Source organism: Ruegeria sp. YTSC106, assembly GCF_059609765.1.
This window is the reverse complement of record NZ_JBXWMI010000025.1, coordinates 17,776-36,297: the sequence shown is the minus strand read 5'-3', so window position 1 is coordinate 36,297 and position 18,522 is coordinate 17,776. Positions and strand designations below refer to the sequence as shown.

The 18,522-nt window shown below is 56.8% G+C and carries 20 protein-coding genes; 5 read left to right on the top strand and 15 right to left on the bottom strand.

Translation table 11 applies throughout. The annotated features are described in order from the left end of the window. The first annotated feature begins 179 nt into the window (after positions 1 to 179). Positions 180 to 1,217, top strand: a complete 1,038-nt coding sequence (locus AC2FEB_RS21985; RefSeq protein ID WP_299902064.1) for a YeiH family protein — start codon at positions 180 to 182, stop codon at positions 1,215 to 1,217. A 90-nt stretch (positions 1,218 to 1,307) separates the two neighbouring features. Next, entirely contained in the window at positions 1,308 to 1,679 is a 372-nt protein-coding gene (locus tag AC2FEB_RS21980; RefSeq protein WP_496884373.1) for a cupin domain-containing protein, read from the top strand. Positions 1,680 to 1,742: 63 nt separating this feature from the next. On the opposite strand, the gene AC2FEB_RS21975 is transcribed toward AC2FEB_RS21980, so the two are convergent. The 11 genes from AC2FEB_RS21975 to AC2FEB_RS21925 form a co-directional block, all read right to left on the bottom strand. Continuing rightward, positions 1,743 to 2,819, bottom strand: coding sequence for a 2Fe-2S iron-sulfur cluster-binding protein (locus AC2FEB_RS21975; protein WP_496677383.1), 1,077 nt, complete (start codon positions 2,817 to 2,819; stop codon positions 1,743 to 1,745). Next, complete coding sequence (locus AC2FEB_RS21970; protein ID WP_496884372.1) at positions 2,816 to 3,970, bottom strand: aromatic ring-hydroxylating oxygenase subunit alpha; 1,155 nt, start codon at positions 3,968 to 3,970, stop codon at positions 2,816 to 2,818. Before AC2FEB_RS21970 ends, AC2FEB_RS21975 begins: the two co-directional genes overlap by 4 nt. A gap of 23 nt (positions 3,971 to 3,993) precedes the next feature. Further along, positions 3,994 to 4,245 carry a hypothetical protein gene (locus AC2FEB_RS21965; protein WP_117873609.1) on the bottom strand — a complete coding sequence of 84 codons (252 nt, stop codon included), beginning with the start codon at positions 4,243 to 4,245 and terminating at the stop codon, positions 3,994 to 3,996. Continuing rightward, complete coding sequence (locus AC2FEB_RS21960; protein WP_496884371.1) at positions 4,242 to 4,835, bottom strand: TetR/AcrR family transcriptional regulator; 594 nt, start codon at positions 4,833 to 4,835, stop codon at positions 4,242 to 4,244. The genes AC2FEB_RS21965 and AC2FEB_RS21960 overlap by 4 nt, the downstream gene beginning before the upstream one ends. A 1-nt stretch (position 4,836) precedes the next feature. After that, entirely contained in the window at positions 4,837 to 5,253 is a 417-nt protein-coding gene (locus AC2FEB_RS21955; protein WP_496677376.1) for a DUF2141 domain-containing protein, read from the bottom strand. Between the two features lie 189 nt (positions 5,254 to 5,442). Then, positions 5,443 to 6,375, bottom strand: a complete 933-nt coding sequence (locus tag AC2FEB_RS21950; protein ID WP_496884370.1) for a hypothetical protein — start codon at positions 6,373 to 6,375, stop codon at positions 5,443 to 5,445. Positions 6,376 to 6,382: 7 nt separating this feature from the next. After that, the gene (locus AC2FEB_RS21945) at positions 6,383 to 7,696 is read right to left on the bottom strand and encodes a TRAP transporter large permease (protein ID WP_117873601.1); all 1,314 of its coding nucleotides are present in this window, start codon (positions 7,694 to 7,696) and stop codon (positions 6,383 to 6,385) included. Between the two features lie 4 nt (positions 7,697 to 7,700). Continuing rightward, entirely contained in the window at positions 7,701 to 8,234 is a 534-nt protein-coding gene (locus tag AC2FEB_RS21940; RefSeq protein WP_117873599.1) for a TRAP transporter small permease, read from the bottom strand. Between the two features lie 69 nt (positions 8,235 to 8,303). Beyond that, complete coding sequence (locus AC2FEB_RS21935) at positions 8,304 to 9,281, bottom strand: TRAP transporter substrate-binding protein (protein WP_496677370.1); 978 nt, start codon at positions 9,279 to 9,281, stop codon at positions 8,304 to 8,306. A gap of 52 nt (positions 9,282 to 9,333) precedes the next feature. Then, positions 9,334 to 10,584 carry an NAD(P)/FAD-dependent oxidoreductase gene (locus AC2FEB_RS21930; RefSeq protein ID WP_496884369.1) on the bottom strand — a complete coding sequence of 417 codons (1,251 nt, stop codon included), beginning with the start codon at positions 10,582 to 10,584 and terminating at the stop codon, positions 9,334 to 9,336. Continuing rightward, positions 10,581 to 11,714, bottom strand: a complete 1,134-nt coding sequence (locus tag AC2FEB_RS21925) for an enolase C-terminal domain-like protein (RefSeq protein WP_496677364.1) — start codon at positions 11,712 to 11,714, stop codon at positions 10,581 to 10,583. The genes AC2FEB_RS21930 and AC2FEB_RS21925 overlap by 4 nt, the downstream gene beginning before the upstream one ends. A 98-nt stretch (positions 11,715 to 11,812) precedes the next feature. On the opposite strand from AC2FEB_RS21925, the gene AC2FEB_RS21920 reads away from it, so the two are divergent. Next, positions 11,813 to 12,733, top strand: a complete 921-nt coding sequence (locus AC2FEB_RS21920; protein WP_117873593.1) for a LysR family transcriptional regulator — start codon at positions 11,813 to 11,815, stop codon at positions 12,731 to 12,733. Here the strand turns inward: AC2FEB_RS21920 and AC2FEB_RS21915 are convergent. Beyond that, the gene (locus AC2FEB_RS21915) at positions 12,694 to 14,388 is read right to left on the bottom strand and encodes a thiamine pyrophosphate-binding protein (protein ID WP_496884368.1); all 1,695 of its coding nucleotides are present in this window, start codon (positions 14,386 to 14,388) and stop codon (positions 12,694 to 12,696) included. The two genes, AC2FEB_RS21920 and AC2FEB_RS21915, sit on opposite strands and share 40 nt — an antisense overlap. A gap of 112 nt (positions 14,389 to 14,500) precedes the next feature. Between AC2FEB_RS21915 and AC2FEB_RS21910 the strand changes: the two genes are divergently transcribed. Continuing rightward, positions 14,501 to 15,205: a GntR family transcriptional regulator gene (locus tag AC2FEB_RS21910; protein WP_496677359.1), complete on the top strand. Its 705-nt coding sequence runs from the start codon at positions 14,501 to 14,503 to the stop codon at positions 15,203 to 15,205. Further along, positions 15,202 to 15,918, top strand: a complete 717-nt coding sequence (locus tag AC2FEB_RS21905; protein ID WP_496677356.1) for an aspartate/glutamate racemase family protein — start codon at positions 15,202 to 15,204, stop codon at positions 15,916 to 15,918. Before AC2FEB_RS21910 ends, AC2FEB_RS21905 begins: the two co-directional genes overlap by 4 nt. Before the next feature lie 46 nt (positions 15,919 to 15,964). On the opposite strand, the gene AC2FEB_RS21900 is transcribed toward AC2FEB_RS21905, so the two are convergent. From AC2FEB_RS21900 to AC2FEB_RS21890, 3 genes are read right to left on the bottom strand one after another with little or no spacing between them, the layout of a single operon-like run. Beyond that, complete coding sequence (locus tag AC2FEB_RS21900) at positions 15,965 to 16,603, bottom strand: nucleoside/nucleotide kinase family protein (protein WP_496677354.1); 639 nt, start codon at positions 16,601 to 16,603, stop codon at positions 15,965 to 15,967. Further along, the gene (locus AC2FEB_RS21895) at positions 16,600 to 17,376 is read right to left on the bottom strand and encodes an ATP-binding cassette domain-containing protein (RefSeq protein ID WP_117873586.1); all 777 of its coding nucleotides are present in this window, start codon (positions 17,374 to 17,376) and stop codon (positions 16,600 to 16,602) included. Before AC2FEB_RS21895 ends, AC2FEB_RS21900 begins: the two co-directional genes overlap by 4 nt. Then, complete coding sequence (locus AC2FEB_RS21890; RefSeq protein ID WP_496677352.1) at positions 17,376 to 18,449, bottom strand: ABC transporter permease; 1,074 nt, start codon at positions 18,447 to 18,449, stop codon at positions 17,376 to 17,378. Before AC2FEB_RS21890 ends, AC2FEB_RS21895 begins: the two co-directional genes overlap by 1 nt. Positions 18,450 to 18,522: the final 73 nt, after the last annotated feature.

Sequence of the window (18,522 nt, the reverse complement as noted above, 5' to 3'; positions counted from 1 at the left end):
GGCGAACCCTTCCGCCGCGACGCAATGAAAAAACCCGTCGCAGTCGCCGGAATCTCAGCCGACGAAATGAAAGATCAAGTCGAGCTGTAATCTGATCATGCCCCCACCCGAACCGAATACGGTTCGGGTGGGGGCAGGCTTTGCCCAAAAGGCAGCTCAAATATTGCAAAGGAAGTAAGATGCAGGCGTTAAGTGCATCCAACTCGCCGTGGCTTCGGGCACGGTCTTTCGTTCGTTTGAACGGTCGCGGATTCTTAGTTTCCGTGGTTGTTGCCGTTGCGGCGAAATTTTTGTCCGAGCACTATGGCGCTCCGGCAATGCTGATGGCCTTGTTGCTGGGCATTGCGTTCCATTTTCTGGCCGAAGACGACGCAGGCGACTGCAAAGCCGGGATCGAGTTTACGGCACGAACCGTTCTTCGTTTTGGCGTGGCTCTGCTTGGGGCCCGAATTTCGGTTGAACTGATGATGAGCCTTGGCGCGGATCTGATTGCGGTCGTTATTGCGGGTGTGATCCTCACGATTCTGTTCGGCCTTCTGGGCGCGCGCCTGCTGGGTCGTGGCTGGCGCTTCGGTGTGTTGACGGGCGGTTCGGTCGCGATTTGCGGCGCGTCGGCGGCGATGGCCCTGTCTGCCATTCTGCCCAAAAACGAGCATTCGGAACGCAACCTGATTTTCACGGTATTGTCCGTCACTGTTCTGTCGACAATAGCGATGATCGCCTATCCCATCCTCACTGAGGCATTTGAGTTCAACGACGAGGTTTCCGGGGTCTTCCTCGGCGGGACGATCCACGATGTCGCGCAGGTTGTCGGGGCAGGGTTCTCGGTCTCGGATCAAACCGGAGAGGTCGCGACACTGGTCAAGCTGATCCGTGTCGCCATGCTGGCCCCGGTGGTTCTGGTCATCTCGATTCTTGTCCGACGCCACGCTGAACTCGGCGAAGCTGACGGCAAGCGACCACCCATTTTGCCGATGTTTGTCGTTGGTTTTCTGATCTTTGCCGTCCTGAATTCAATGGGTCTGATCCCGGACGTGGTCTCGTCGGTAATGGCCGATCTCAGTCGATGGGCGCTGCTGGTGTCTATTGCGGCAGTGGGCATGAAAACGTCACTCAAGCGCATTCTGGATGTGGGCGGGCAGGCCATCGTCCTGATCGTGGCCGAGACAATCTTCATCGCTGCTCTCGTATTGGCGGGTGTCTACCTGTTTCATTAGAGGATGGCGAAAATCCAAGTCCAGCACGTGACCGATCATTGGCCGGTCACGTCATCTCGCAATACACGACCAGCAGGAGGGTATCACCTCATGACGACACTGGTACTCAATCTTTTCGATGAGCCCGCAACGCGCAGCCAAAGGCGTTTGGCTGATCTTCCCGATCGCGTTGTCGAGGGTGATCCGCATCACAAGATTGGAATGCACTTCACCAGCCCGGATGGACAACTGTCTGCTGGGACCTGGACTTCTACGCCGGGCAAATGGCACGCGTTTACGGACAAGGACGAATATTGCTATATCGTCAAAGGCCATTGTGCCCTGATCCACGAAGACGGGACCCGTCAGGATTTTCGAACCGGGGCCAGCTTTCTGATCCCCAACGGTTTTCGTGGCTATTGGGAAGTTGTGGAAGAAACAACCAAGCACTTCGTAATCCGAGATTGTGCGCCGGACGCATGATTTGATCCGCAACTGGGCCTGAGGCGGCATGAAACAACCCGCCTCAGACTCACCTACCGTTCTTCAGCGACGGGTCTGGTCAAAGCTGATCGCCAGTTTTTCCGCCGTGGGTATTGACTGGCAGGTCAGGATTTCTCCGGCTTTGATGTCTTCATCCTCCAGCGCCATGCGCGCCCGCATATGAACTGTGCCGTTGGTCAGTTTGGCCCGGCACGCGCCGCAGACCCCCGATTGGCAGGAATAGGGTGGCTTCAGACCTGCGGACTGCGCTGCATGAAGAAGGGTCTGTCCCTTGGAGATCGAAATGAGATGTCGGGCGCCTTCCAGCGTCAGTTCGGCGGTTGCTTCCACCCCTTCAAAACCAGTGTCCAGATCCGGTGAAGCACCATAGCTTTCCATGTGGATGCGGTTCGCGGGCACATCAATGGACATCAAGGCCGATTTGACGGTCTGGTTCATGTCGCCGGGACCACAGACATAGTATTGAGCGTCCTGAGCGTAAGGAGGATACTCGGTGATCAACGCTTCAATTGCAGGCAGGTCGATTGTACCCTGCCGCCAATACTCGGCACTGGACCACCAGCCGGGTTTCGAAAAAACGTGGTTGATTGTAAGACGCTCAGGATGTGTTTCCTTCAGCACGCTCAGTTCTTCCTGAAAAAGGATGCTTTGGGCGTTTGAGTTGCCATATGCCAGATGCGCGACTGAATAGGGCTCAGCTGTCAAAACGGAATTCAGCATCGCAAAGAGCGGAGTAATGCCAGAGCCCGCGCCAAAAAAGTAATGAGTGCGTCGTGCCGTTTCATCGGGTTCCAGGCAGAAACTGCCAAATGGCGGCATGACGTCGATGGTTTGTCCTTCCTGAACAGTGTCGTTGATGAAGTTGCTGACACTGCCACCCTTGACCCGTTTGACGGTGATCCGAAGCGGGCCCCCGGTGTAAGGTGAACTTGAGACCGAATAGCTTCGACGGTGCTCTTCGCCATCAATAGTGAAACGAATGGACACGTGCTGGCCCGGTCTCCAGGCGAACGTGTCCGTCAAGCGATCAGGAATCTCGAACATAACGGTCTTTGCCAAGCCATCCAGTTCAACTCTGGTCCCGCAAACGCGCAATGGAAAAAAGTCACGCGGGCTCATTTACCGTCCCCCAACCATTGCAGAACAACTTTCTGGTGCTCGATAACGGGGCTTTCACCGTTTGCTGCCGGACCTGCTTCAAAATACGGTGAATGCAGGGATTTCTGCTGTTGCTCGCACGCGTAGATATCTTCGCCGGTAAAGTCGCCGGTAACCATCGGGTCATCTTCGCCCATCGCGTCATTGGCTTCGTATTTTCCGCCTATTCCAAACTTGGACCAGAAAGAGGATGACTTCATCGATTGTTTGGTGAATTCCCATTCCGAGCTGTTGGACACCCGCCCACGGTTGTGAACTCGTGTCAGTTCCGGGCCAAGGGGTTCGATAATGAAGATATTCCAGCCGTCTTCCGAAGCGGCCAGGCCAATACCCGGGAACAGCATGGGCACCCAGGCTCCATTCATGTCTTTGGGTATGACGCGTGGGGCGGTCAGTTTGCTTTCCTGATCTTCCAGAAACTCTGCCACCGGCGGCTCCCAAAACAAGTAATGGGGTCCTTCCCAGTGGTACTTTGCGGCTTTATGGTCATACATCTGCAGCGTATTCGAATGCAGATGACTCAGGTGGTAAACGTCGATGTAGTTCTCAACGACAACCTTCCAGTTGGCCTTTATCTCGTAGCTGTTGTTCAGGTCTTCATACTCGATCAGCTCTTCCGGGACGTGGGGGCCGATATGGGGTTCGACCGGGCCGAGCCATTCGGCGATGGAAGGTGCGTCGGGGTCTGGATGGACGAAAATCATCGATTTCCAGATATCGACCTTGGCGGGTTTCAGGCCAAGGCAGGACTTGTCGACCTTGCCATATTCCTCTTGCTCATCTGGCACCGAAATCAGATTGCCTTCAAGGTCGTACGTCCAGTCGTGATAAGGGCAGGTCAAGGCCTTTTGCGTTTTGCCAACCGCCCTGATCAGTTGGGTGCCGCGGTGGCGGCAGATGTTATGGAACGCGCGCAGGCGGCGATCGCGCCCCATGATCACGAAAATATTGTTGAGGCCGGCCTGCACGGCGATGAATTGGCCAGGTTCGCTGACATCCTCCATAAAACCGGCGTAACGCCAGGTTTTGGAGAAGATTTCGCGCATTTCCCGGTTGAACCAATCCTGGCTCGTGTAAGCCTCGACTGGCAAAAGGTGCAGCATGGGTTTCATTTGAGCCTCTTGTGAAGGTTTCTTCAAAACGTTGAAGGTAGAATGTCGATGGCAATCATCGACAGGCCAAGTGCGATCCAGGCGAGTTGGATCAGCCAAAACAGGACGGGGTCTTCATCCCGGGTTACGTCGGTCAAAAGCAATGCGTGACCGGAATAGAAATTCGGGATTGTCCAGAACATGAAAAGAAGACCCCACAACGACTGATAGCCAAGTACTGTCGTGACCATCAGCGCAGCAAAGGTGATGTAGTTCAGCTGCCGCCTGCGTGTCATGATGCGTGCTCCAGGCCATTGAACAATGCACGCGCGGCCTGTTCGGCCTGTGTTTTCCAGACACTCGGCATTTCCAGGGGGGCCAAAGACGTCGCGTTGAAATAAAGGGCCACGATACCATGAGCGGTGGTATTGACCTTTGCGGCACCCACTTTCGGGAAATCCGCGCGCAATATCGCGGCAATCGCAGTTTCAAAGGAAAGCAGAGCCTCACGACAAGCCTGGCGAAGCGAAAAATCCTCGACAGCCCGCGCGGTGAGTGCTGCAAAGGCAAGTACCATATCCGGTGACGTCTGGTTCATGTCCGAGAACAGAAGATCGATCAGATGTTCTGATTTGCCCGAGGCCGGCAAGACCCGAACAAGCGCGTCAGACTGTTCCGAAAAGCATTGCAGAACATAGTCTTGCAGGGTCGTGATCAATTCATCCCGATTGCCCAGATGATGCCGGATCAGAGGACGCGTCAGGCCTGCCTCCTTGGCTATTTGTGAAAGCGATGCACCATCGAGGCCATATCTCGCAACACATCTGACCAGAGCCTGCATAACCTGATCATAACGTTCATCACGATTTGAGGGGCGCCCGCTCATGTTATTTCCAGTATTTCAACTTCAGGTTTCCAGTTGCGCCGGTGCCGACGGCGACCGCGGCATCCGCGAATTCTGGTGGCAGACCGCTTCGCCCCATACCGCCAAAGCCGTACCCTTCGGTTGGAACATCTTTGTCGGTATCCAGGTTGCTGTTTCTGTTCTCGTCGTGAATCGCGGCAATCGCGTATTTGCTAAGCGGGAGATTGTGAAAGGTAACCGAAACCTGGCCTTCGACAGCAGGAACCGCAGCCAAAGCCGCAGCGTTCGTCATGTCCATAGCCTCAAATGGTTTAGCTTCGTCAAACACCGCAATGATCAGATCGCCCTTTGCGTTGCGTACGTCCTTCACCGTTGCAGTGAGAGTCTGCGCGGACGCCCCAAGGGACGAGGCCAGCGTCATTACAGATGCGATCGTCATATTTCTGGGCGGCATGATAAACCCTTAGCTGTCAGTGTTGACAGTAAATAGGGATAGCACAATTAACTGTCAATAGTGACAACATATTCCAGATGCCGCCAAACAAGTTTTTGGCACTGAACTGGAGGCGTGGAGTCTGCCTAAAGTCAGTATGGGACGGGAAAAGGTATCTTGAGGAAGTGCTACCAGCTACTCGGGTGGACGTTGTCTCCTATAGAGATGACGCATGACCACTGGTGTCAGGTACATCGGAATCTGATACGCCCCGATAAAGGCCATGATCGGCGCGGTGACCTCAGGCGGCAAAGCCACGAAGAAAATTGCGATGTTTCTATTTCCTGCGATCAGGGAGACAGCGGTAGAACTGGCTGCTGGTAACCTGTCTCGGGTCAAACGGAACGTAACAATTTGAGTGCCGAAATTGGCCAAACAGGCGAGCACGATCCAGAAGACCGCGATAGTCGGGCTCTCCAATGCTGTGGCGCTGACTGAAGGCATCAGGCCGATGACAAATACGGCCAAAGTAATTGTGCCCAACCCTTCCAGATTCAACAAGGTGGAATGGGATGGTGAACGCAACCAAAAACGCCGTACAAAGATGGCGGCGCCGGTTGCGCAGAGTATCGTCAACAACAGTTGCAGTCCGGCCAACAGCACGGATTGAATGTCGCCCAATTCGGGCATGAGCAGGAACAGGGGAAACGCTGTCAATGGCAACAGGGCAGTGCCAACAACCAGCATTCGCATCGCGTGTTCAGGCGGATAACCCATCATCAGACACATGTTGGGACTGCCTGAAATCGAAGGTGCTGCCGCCATGATCAGCAGGGACAGAAGCACCGGCGTTCCCGTCCAACCACCCGCAAAGCCGATGGCCAGAATGATCAGCGGTATTACGAATTGAAACCCAACAACAGTAAACGCGACCTGGTGCAGATCGCTCAGCGACCCAAGAATGGTTTCTGGGTCCATTCTCAGGACGGTGACGAACAGCAACAGCACGACTAAGGGCGGCAGCAGGTCTCGCATGGGCTCGGCCAAACCCGGCAAAAGCAGACCCGCCACCAATCCGGCGATCAGGACACGGGGCCCGTGACGGGCCGCCAGATGGAGCGGGTTCAAGGCCGTTTTATCCGCCCGGGCTCTGGCGCAAGTTCTCGGGCAGCCAGGTGGCGAGGTCGGGGAACCAGATGAGGATGAAGACCATCAGTACCATGATCAGGAACATCGGTATCGCGGCGCGTGCGATATAGCTCATCTCATGATTGGTCATACCCTGCATCACGAACAGGTTGAACCCGATCGGGGGTGTGATCTGTGCCATCTCGACGACAACCACGATAAAGATCCCGAACCAGATCAGATCAATCCCGGCGTCGCGGATCATCGGTTCCACCACGGCCATGGTCAACACAACCGAGGAAATCCCGTCAAGAAAACAACCCAGAATGATGTAGAACACCAGCAGAACCATCAGCAGTTCGAAACGGGTCAGTTCCCATCCGGCGATCAGATCGGCCAGCCCACGCGGCAGACCGGTGAACCCCATGGACAGCGACAGGAACGCAGCGCCAGCAAGGATCAGGGCGATCATCGCGCTGGTTCGCGTAGCACCCATCAGGCTTTCAGTGAATGTCTTCCAGTTCAACGACCCCTGGCCGGCCGCCAGCAACAGACTGCCGATCACCCCGAACGCCGCAGCCTCTGTCGCGGTGGCATAGCCCAGATACATAGAGCCGATGACGACCGTGATCAGCAGGATCACGGGCAACAGAAAGCGGGAGTTCCGGACTTTTTCCGCAAAGCTCAGCTTGCCTTCGTCATTCGGGTTCCAGTCTTTGCCCAATTTGGAATAGATCGCGACATAGCCCATGAACATAGCGGCGAGAACAAGGCCGGGAAGGATACCGGCGAAGAACAGTTTGGTGATCGATTCATTGATCGTCACCCCGTACACGATCAGGGTCAGTGACGGAGGGATCATCAGCCCCAGCGTCGCAGCGCCAGTCAACGTGCCGATGATCATCTGTTCGGGGTAATTGCGCTTGCGCAGTTCGGGGATCGACATCTTGCCGACTGTGGTCAGCGTTGCTGCCGACGAACCTGAGACTGCTGCGAAGACAGTACAGCCCACGATATTCGTATGCACCAAGCCGCCGGGCAGGGGGGCCATCCACGGGGAGAGGCCTTTGAACATGTCTTCGGATAATCGCGTGCGGTACAGGATTTCGCCCATCCAGATGAACATGGGCAGGGCGGTCAGGGTCCACGAAGATGATGCTGACCATATGGTGGTGATCATCACATCGCCCACGGGGCGCGTCGTGAAAAGTTCCATCCCGACCCAGGCAACCCCCATCAGGGCCAGTCCGACCCAGACACCGGTGCCGAGCAAGGTGAACAGAACAAAGAGGAAAAGGATGATGACAGACAGGTTTTCCATGCTCTTACTCTCCGTGGCTCTGGTCGGCCAGATCGCGGACAATGCGATGGTCACCTTTGAACAGGACATGAATCAGGTGATCCGTCAGCGCGATGGCCAGGATCACGGCACCGATCAGCATCGCCGACTGGGGAATCCAGAGCGCGGTTCTGTCCTGTCCCTGGCTGATGTCGTTGAACTTCCAGCTCCAATAGACGAAGCGATAGGCATACCAGCAGAAATACCACATGACGGCAGTGCCGATGGTGAAACACCAGATTTCAAGGATACGCCGCACACCGTCCGGCACCGCGTTCAGAAGGATTGAAACCCGAATGTGGCTGCCCCGGTTCAACGCATTGGCAAAGGCCAGGAAAGATGCCGCCGCCATTGCGTACCCGGCATAGTCAGGCGCTCCAGGAAAAACCTCACCTGTCCAGCGGGCCAGCATCTGCACGACGATCAGCAAAAGAATGGCAATCAGGCTGAGCGCCGCCATTACCCCTGCTGCCTGATAGATGAAGTCCAGAACGGACCGAAGCCCTCGCAAAACCGCCATGGTGTCCCCGCTGTGTTATGATTGGGTGGAAAGCGGGCGACATAGTGTAACGCCGCCCGCCCCGAACGGTTACTGAGACGCGTTGAACGCATCGACGATGGCTTTGCCTTCGTCACCGGCGGCTTCCAGCCATTCATTGGTCATGGTTACACCAATCTCCTTCAGCTCATTCGTCATCTGCTCAGATGCCGGACCGACGGTCATTCCGCCATCACGCAGACCTTGCAGAGTAAAACCAGTGTATTCCTTGGCCCGCCAGTTGCCTGCGTATTCCGCCAGCTCCGCGCAGGCCTTGATGATGTTCTTGTTGGCGTCGGACACGCCCGACCAGACATCCGAATTCACCATCACATAGTTGCGCGGCAACCAGGCGTCGACTTCGTAGAAATAGTTCAGGCTTTCCCAGACCTTGCGGTCATACCCGGTTGATCCCGAAGACACCATCGACTCGGCAACACCCGTCGCAAAAGCCTGACTGATTTCCGCCGCTTCGATCGTTACCGGCAACATCCCTGTCAACTCGGCCAGTCGCGAAGTCGCGTTGTTGTAAGAGCGGAACTTGATGCCCTTCATATCGGCGACCGAGTTCACCTCATTCTTGAAATACAGTCCCTGAGGCGGCCATGGCACCGCGTAAAGCAACGTCAGATTCTGTTCCGCCAGCACCTTTTCAATTGACGGTTTTGCCGCATCCCAAAGCTTGGCGCTGTCATCGAACGAGGTTGCAAGGAACGGTATCGAATCGAAACCGAACAACGCGTTCTCATTCTGGTGGCCGGACAGAAGACGCTCACCAATCGGGGCTTGCCCGGTCTGGATTGCACGTTTGATATCGGCACCTTTGAACAGCGAGCCGGATGGATGCGTAACGATTTCGATCTCACCGCCGGTTCCGGTCGTTACACATTTGGCGAATTCCGCACCGGTGGCCGAATGGAAGTTCGACGCCGAATAGGCCATCGGCATGTCCCATTTTTCGGCCACAGCTGGTGCTGCCGCGGCGGCAGTCAAAGCGGTTGCTGCCAGAAGGTTTGTCAGTTTTTTCATCGTTTTCTCCCTATCGAGTTTTGAAATACCGATATTTTTCATCGGTCTGTTCTTATGTTGCAAAGCGTGACGGCGCGTAGACGCTTACGTCCGTGTTCGGGGTTCTGCCCGCGATCATCTGCGCCAGAAGCCGTCCGGTCTTTGGCCCACCTGTCAGGCCAATGTGATGATGACCAAAGCCCATATAGGCCCCTTTGATTCCGGGCACGTCACCGATGATCGGGATCGAGTCAGCCGGGGCCGGCCTGTGCCCCATCCATTCCACTTCCTCCTTCCATGTTATGCCCGGAAAAGCGGCCCGGGCATTTCTTCGCATCAATTCAAACGGTGTGCGCGAGGGCGGTGCGTCCAGCCCTCCGAACTCCACAATACCCGCCAAGCGTATGCGCCCATCCATGGGCGTGGCAACAAACTTGCCCGAAGCCACCATGACCGGGCTACGGGGCATGGCAGAAGGTGCCACCAATTCAAGATGATAACCGCGCTCGCTTTCAAGAGGAACAGAAACCCCCAGTCGCTTCGCCAGCGGCCCCGACCAGACGCCAGCCGTAACAATGGCGATGTCGCAAGCAATGGTCTCACCACCCGCGCGCACACCGGTAACACGGCCGTTGTCGCGCGTGACGTCTTCGACGTTGGCGCGGATGATCCGGCCTCCGCCAGCCTCAACATGGGCGGCCAGGTCTTTCACGTACCGCCCGGGATCGGTGATATGACCGTGGTTGGACAGCTTGGCAGCGAAACCGATATCCAGGCTGAACACGGGGTCATAGTCGTGAAACTCCTTGCCCTCCAGTTCTTCCCAATCAAAGCCGTTCTTCCGTCGGATTCCCCAGCCCAACGCATCTTGTTCAAAATGAGCCCGGTTTTCGTAGAGAAACAGATAGTCGCTGGGCACAATCCACTTTTCAGCACATGTGCCTGCTGACAAGGCCTTGTGATCATTCAGGCTGTCGCCGACGATCGGTGTCAGGGCGGCTGCAATCCGTTCAACGTCGGCTACGTTCGCGTGGCTTAGATATTGCCGGAGCCATGGAAGCAGCTTAGGCAAATACCCCCATTTCAAAAACAGCGGCTGCGAGGAGCTCAGCAACATTTTCGGCGCTTTGCCGAGCAACCCGGGAACCGTCACAGGTATGATGGAACAGGACGCCAATACACCGCCATTGCCATGAGACGTGCCTTCACCCGGTCCGGCCTTGTCGAACAGGATCACGTCGTGTCCGTCCCTTTGCAGCCAGACCGCGGCCGAAACGCCGACTATACCGGCGCCGATGATGGCTATGGTTTTCTTTTCACTCATTCTGAAACCGCCTTGGCCACTGTATAATGGTTCAGCTTTGCCAGCTCGGGCTTGCCGCCAAGCCCCGGGCTTTCGGGCACGCAGACCTGTCCGTCCCTGATCCGGAAGGGTTCTTCCAGAATGTCCTCTTTCAGGAAATAGGACGCCTGATAAAACTCGCAGCCCAATGTGATCTCGGGTGTCGCGGTAATCATATGGGTACCCGCAAGATGGGCCAAACCAGCCTCGAACATGTCCCCGCCATACGCCGTCAGACCTTGCGCAGCCGCGATGCGGGCGACCGTTTGCCCTCGTGTCAGACCGCCAGACTTCATTATTTTCACGGACACGCCATCGCAAATGCTTTCACGCGCGGCGCGTTCCATATCTTCGGGACCAAAGACGCTCTCATCAGCGAGAAGGGGAACATCGGTCATTTGGCGCAGCTTTGCCATCATGCCGAAGTGATGGGCGCGAACTGGCTGTTCGATGAAATCAGGATTGAACTGGGCCACGTCCCGCACCCGTGCCGGAGCCTCCCCGATGCTCAGCCCCTGATTATAGTCCACGCGGACCGAGAACTCAGGACAGTTCTGCGCAAGGTACTCCAACCGCATGATGTCAAAGGCGTGATCCTTGAACCCGGTCTTGAGTTTGACAATCCGCACGCCATCCTCTCGCAACCGCGCCAACAGGTCTATGTCCTGAGAAAAGTCCGGGTTGGCGATGGAACAGCTGAGCGGAATGGTGCTGCGGCAACGACCGCCCAACAAAGACCAGACCGGGGTGTCGCTGATACGGCCGGCCAAATCCAGCAGAGCGGTTTCCAGCGCGGCCTTCGCCTCGGTGCAATGTGCCACGGCATAGGTGGCGCGTGCCATGATAGCCGATCGGTCACTTACGCTGGCTCCAAGAACAAGGGGGCGCAGGTAACGATCCAGCGCCGCGAAAGTCGCCTCCGGGGTGCCGGTGAACACCGACCATGGTGACGCTTCGCCGAATCCCTGTGTGCCATCCTCGGATGTCAGTCGCAGGATAACAACTTCGCAAACGCCTTCAACGGACCCTATACCGTGATCCCGGCGGGACGTGACCGGAAGCTTCAGGTGCCAGAGGTCGTAACCGATGATTTTTTGTGCCAGATCGCTCATTCCGCCCCCTGTCGTTGAGCGGAAGCCTGCCTTGACGGGCATATCATTTCAAATACTATATCTTCGACAGTTCATCAGAAAAAATGATGTGGCAATCCATGTCCCTGCGCTTTCGCCAGCTTCAAGCGTTTCATGCCATCATGGAAACCGGAACCGTAACCGGCGCGGCCTCGGTGCTTGGGATATCCCAGCCTGGAATAAGCAATCTGTTGGCTCAGTTGGAACGTGAAGCGCGACTGCCTCTGTTCGAGCGCAACAAGGGTCGTTTGTTGCCCACTCCGGAAGCCGAGTTGCTGTTCCGCGAAGTCGACACGGTCGTGCGCGGGCTGGATCACGTGGCGCAGGCCGTGACGGATCTGCAGAACAAGCATCCCGGTCAATTGCAGGTTGCGGCACCGCATCTTCTGTCATTTGGTTTCATGCCGCGCGAGATCGCCCGTTTTGCCAAAAGCCGCCCCAACCTATCCGTCAGTTTTCAGTCGCAGTATTCTTCCAAGATTCAGGAATGGGTGATTTCCGGCCTGTTTGAAATCGGCATTGTCGAGATGCCGATCCTACATGACACGCTGAACTATCAGGTATTTCAGTTCGAAACGCTGGCGACTTTTCCAGAACACAGCCCCTTGGCCGAGTACGACGTACTGACACCGGAAATATTGGAAAACGAGCCCTTCATCGTGATGGGGCCGGAACACCAAACCCACCGTCGAACCCGTGACATCTTTCAGGCATCCGGGTGCACGTGGCGTACAAAGATCCACACGCACCTGTCCGAGAACCTGCTGAGTTTTGTGAAACAGGGCATGGGGGTCGCGATGATCGACCCCTTTACGGTGACGTTCGACGGTGAGAGCGGGTACCAGACCCGTCCGTTCAGGCCATCCGTCATGCTGGATCTTGCAATCATCACCGCAAAGGGGCGCCCCCTGTCCACGATTGCGCAGGAGTTTCTGGCCCAGCTGACCCCGTCGATTGCCTCTTACGCGACCCACTCTGACACAGGTGCAGCGGCGTCGTGAAGCTGCTGCGAATGGATGTCGACCAATGTGGGGCCATCATGTTCGACGGCCTGTTTCAGCACCTTCGGCAAGTCCTCAGGGTCCTTGACCGTCCATGATTTCACTCCAAAGGCGGCTGCGACGGCGGCGTGGTCGGTCCGGTTGAAATCAACGTTGTAATACCGTTGATCAAACCCAGCATCCTGACCCGCCTTGATCCATCCGAAGACCGAGTTCGAGAAAACGATCGAGGTGATCGGCATATTGTGCCGGACCATGGTTTCAAACTCACCGCAGGCGAACCCAAACGAACCATCGCCCATGACGGCAAGCGTCTTGACCGAGGGCCGCCCGACATGTGCACCCATGGCCGCCCCCAGAGAATACCCCAGTGCTCCATGCGCGCGATTTGTGATGAAATGCCGCCCGGGTTGCCGCCAACGGTAATGCGCGCTGAAATAGGGGCAGGGGGTGCCGGGATCAGCGACCACAATCGCATCGTCGTCCAGAATGTCCATCAGGGACGCCATGACAGCCTCGGGCCGTATCGGGGTTTCCCGACTTGCAGCCAAGGGGGCAAACGCCGCAGCCTTGGCCTCCCACGCGGCGCAGGCCTTGGCTGTTCCGCTTTGACTGATCAGGTCCCGCCGTTGCTCCAATGCGTGGGCCAGTGCCTCCAACGCCAGACGGGCATCGGCGCAAATCGCCACTTCTGTCTGATAGTTTGCGCCGATCACCATGGGGTCGCTGTCGATGTGAATGATCGTGGTGTTGCGCCCGGGGCTTCTCCACCGTTCGGTCGTGACCGAACCGGCGCGGCACCCGATGAACAGGACGACATCAGCCTGATCTACCACGGCACGGGTCGCGGGGACACCGCCGTTCGATCCGACAACACCCAGTGCCAAAGGGTCGGTTTCGGCGATGGACCCTTGGCCTGAAACGGTTGTGGCGACGGGCATATCCAACAGACCGGCGACGCGGCGCAATGCATCGGTCGCGCCGGACAGAACGGGGCCGCCGCCACATACCGCGACAGCGGATTTGGCCTGGGCAAGAATGGCTGCGGCTGCTTCGATGGCATCAGGATCGGGGGCAGCCCGCTCTGCGGGATAGTTGCGATGCCGCTCGTCGGCCCAGATTTCCGCTTCGTCCACCTGTGCCTTCTGAGTATCAAACGGCAGTGCCAGGTGGGTCGCACCGGGTGTTCCCGTTGTCATCGCCCGGAACGCCGCACGAACCATTGCCGGAAGCCGGGTGGCGTCGTCCAGAGGCGCGTTCCACTTTGTCAGCGGCTGGAACAACGCTGGCTGATCCAGTTCTGTCAAAGGGTATTTTCCGCGACTGGACGTTGCCACATCGGACGTGATCGCCAGGATTGGAACCGAACTTTCATTGGCCTCGACCACACCTGGCAGAATGTAGGTTGCGCCACCGCCGGAAGGGCCTTCGCAAACGCCGGGCTTGCCCGTCACGCGGGCATAGCCATCCGCCATGTAGGCGGCGTGCCGTTCGTCGCGGGTCAGTATGTGCTGAATGCTGTGATCCATTCGGGCGAGCGCATCATAAAATGGCAAGGTGGTATCGCCGCACAGACCGAACATGTGGGTAACGCCATGCGCCTCAAGCATGCGCACCATTGCCTCAGCTCCGGTCAGGTAATTCGTTCCTGTCATCGTTCGCGACTCCTTCGATTCACAACTGCACACAGTGCTGTATACAGTTTTGTATATTGAATTCAAGAACTGTGTGTGGCACCTGTGAATCAACGAAAGAAAGGCGGGGTTTATGGCGGGTCCACGCGTCGATGATATCTATGATCAGGTCAAAGCCATGGCGGTGTCCTTCCGCCTGCGCCCCGGTGACCGCCTGAACGAGGTCGCTCTCTCCAGAGACCTGGGCGTCAGCCGTACGCCGTTGCGTGAAGCGTTGAATCGTCTGGTCGCCGAACGGCTGTTCGATTTCCGCCCGGGGCAAGGGTTCTTTTGTCGTCCCTTGGATACGCAAAGCGTGTTCGACCTTTTCGAGCTGCGGCAGATCATCGAATCCGCGGCGGCCCGATCAGCCTGCGCCAAGGCGACGGATGCAGACTTGCAAATGCTGCGTGATGAACTTTATGAAACGGGCATCGGCATCACCGGCCTGACGATCGAAGAGGCAGTGACCCGGGACGAAGCGTTCCATCTGGGGATTGCAAAACTGTCGGGGAACATGGAGTTGTTGCAAACTCTGACACGGATCAACGAGCGTATCCGCTATATCCGCTGGATTTCCATGAGCATGGACCGGGTGCAGAAGTCCAAGGACGAACATAAACACGTCATGCAAGCTCTGCTGGATCGGGATGCAGATGAGGCGGCACGGGTTCTGGCGGCTCATATCACGAAACGAATGGATCAGGTGCAGGACGCTGTGCGTCACGGGATTACCAGCATCTACATGGAGGGGGCCGAAGACATTTCGACCCGCATTATCGAGGAGGCGCAGAATTGATCGTCCAGGGCGGCAAATCCATTTATGGCGCATCGGTGGGAATCCTCATGCTGGACGCGCAATTCCCAAGAATTCCCGGCGACATGGGCAATGCTCAGACCTGGCCGTTTCCGGTGCTGTACCGCGTCGTCCGGGATGCCTCGCCGGACCGGGTTGTTCGGCATCGGGCCGAAGGTATGCTCGAGGTCTTCATCGACGCCGCGCAAGAGCTGGTCAAAGACGGCGCGGATGGCATAACAACCAATTGCGGGTTCTTGTCCCTGTTTCAAAAGGAACTGGCCGAGGCTGTTCCGGTTCCCGTCGTCACCTCGTCCTTGATGCAGGTCGAATTGGTGAACCGCATTCTTCCTACGGGAAAACGGGCCGGTGTACTGACCATTTCGGCGTCTACGTTGACCGAAGACCACTTGCGTGCCGCCGATGTCCCCTTGGATACGCCAATAGGCACAACCGAGGGTGGGCGAGAGTTCACCCGTGCAATTCTTGGCAATGAATCGCGTCTGAATGTTCAGAAGGCCCGGGAAGACAATGTTGAGGCCGCAATCGCGTTGGCCTCGGAACACCCCGATCTTGGGGCGATAGTTCTGGAGTGCACGAATATGTGCCCCTATGCGCCGGATATTCAGCGGGCGACCGGGCTGCCGGTGTTTTCAATTGTGTCTTTCGTGACTTGGTTCCAGGCCGGTCTTGTTCCGCCGGTATACCGGATCTGACCTCTGGCCTTCCATCAAGACGGATTTTGTTGGCCGCAGGGAAAACTCAAGTCAGGGCCAGATCGCCGGATACCGAATTTCGGATTACACGTTCCGCATTCGGCAGATCGTTGGACTGCGCACGGTCCTTGGCGGCTTTTTTGTCCAAACCGTGGCCGATCCATCTTTTGGTCAGGCGGGTTTCAAGTGTTTTCAAATCGGTGTCCAAGAATACCTTGAATGTCCACAGTTGGTGAAGTTCCGACCAACCCGGTTCATTCAAGAGAAGGTAATTGCCTTCAACCAGAACAACGCGCTGATCCGCTGTGATCATAGACCGCGCAGCAATAGCCAGATCGAGATTTCGGACAAACTCGGGTACTGCGACTTCTCCTTCCGTACGCAATCGACCAAGCAATGCATGAAAGCCGGCAAGGTCAAAGGTTTCGGGGGATCCTTTGCAGTTCAGTAAGCCGCGATCCTTCAAGATCACGTTGTCATAATGGAAGCCGTCCATGGAAACCAGGCCGGTTGCGACGCCGCGTAGATTGAGCTCTGTGGTCGCAAGGCTGGCCGCAGTCGTTTTCCCCGATCCCGGTGGCCCGGCTATCGCGACAAGATGCCGGTCTTGCAGCGGCGGCAAAGCTTGAACGGCATCCGCGATTCTGCTTGCTAGCGCCTTGGGGGTGGCAAGTTTGCCAGTCACGCGGCCTGATCCTCGGCGGGCGGTTCCTTGGCACCGGTCATGAACGCCACTGCGTCGGACATCGTGTAATCCTTGGGATCAACGACGCACAGGCGTTTGCCAAGCCGATGCACGTGAATTCGATCGGCGACCTCAAAAACATGTGGCATATTGTGGCTGATCAGGATGATCGGAATGCCACGCGATTTCACGTCCAGGATCAGTTCAAGAACGCGACGGCTTTCCTTCACACCCAGTGCGGCCGTTGGCTCGTCCAAGATGATGACCTTCGAGCCGAACGCCGCGGCCCGCGCCACGGCAACACCCTGGCGCTGACCCCCGGACAGAGTTTCAACGGCTTGATTGATATTCTGGATTGTCATCAGGCCCAGTTCGCTCAATTTGTCGCGGGCGAATTTCTCCATCGCCGGACGGTCGAGCATTCGGAACCATGATCCCAACGGCCCTTTGCGCCGGATTTCGCGCCCCATGAAGATGTTGTCCGCAATCGACAGGGCGGGGGACATAGCAAGCGTCTGGTAGACCGTTTCGATACCGGCTTCGCGCGCGTCAATCGGGGAATGAAAGTTCACTTTCTGGCCTTCCAGCCAAACCTCACCTTCATCCGGCACCACCGCGCCTGATACCGCCTTGATCAGTGTTGATTTGCCTGCGCCGTTGTCGCCGATCACGGCCAGTATTTCGCCCGGCATCAGGTCGAAATCGCACTGATCCAGCGCCGTTACCTTGCCGTAGCGCTTCACAAGGTTCCGTCCTTTGAGAATAGGTTCCATCAGGCTGCCACCTTTCTGATCCACTGGTCGACCGCGACCGCTGCGATGATAAGGATGCCGATCAACAGGAACGTCCATTGCGCATCAGCGCCCAGCAATCGAAGCCCAAGTGTGAAGACGCCGACGATCAACGCTCCGAACAGCGACCCGAGAATGGACCCGCGACCACCGAACAAGGATATACCCCCGATCACGACCGCCGTTATGCTTTCAATGTTTGCCAACTGTCCTGACGTCGGAGACACGGACCCAATGCGACCAATCAGGGCCCAGCCCGCGAAAGCGCAGATCAGCCCGGACAGCATGTAAACTGACATCAGCGTGCGATGCACATTGACACCGGACAGCTCGGCGGCTTCCGGATCATCACCGACCGCATAGACATGCCTTCCCCAGGCGGTATGACGAAGCGCGTAGGAAAGCACGAGGATAAGCACCAGCATGAAGATCACGCCGACGGTGAATACAGCCCCGCCGATGTTAAACTTGGCACCGAACAGTTGCAGGATGCTGGCATGTTCCTCGATCTCCTGTGACCGGATGGTTTCGTTCTGAGAATAGAGGAAATTTGCCGCGAGAACGATTTGCCACATTCCAAGCGTCACGATGAACGGCGGCAGTTTGATGCGGCTGACAAGATAACCGTTCACCGCGCCGATTGCTGTGCCAACGAAAAGGCCGCAAATGATCGAGACCGATGGCGGCAGCCCATACCGGAAGGTGAACTGACCCATCACAACCGACGACATTACCATGATTGCCCCGACGCTAAGATCGATACCTGCCGTCAGGATGACAAGGCTTTGCGCCGCAGCCACGATCCCGACAATCTGAACCTGCTGCAGGATCAGGGTCAGCGCAAATGGCGAGAAAAACTTGGAGCCCAACAATACACCGAAAATGACGATGGCAGCCACAAGAACGATCAACGGCACCAGAGAGGGGTTCACATGCAGAAAATGCTGAACCGTTCCGACAAACCCGCGGTGGTGATCGTCAAATTCGGCAATCTGTTCCGGGCTGCCTTGTGCAGCGGCTTCGAAGTCGTCTGATCGTCGTGAAGTATCGGACATAAAGGTTCCCCCAAAGCGTCAGGTCACTGACGACTCTAGCAAGTTTTCGGGCGAATGGGTGGCTTGAAAAGCG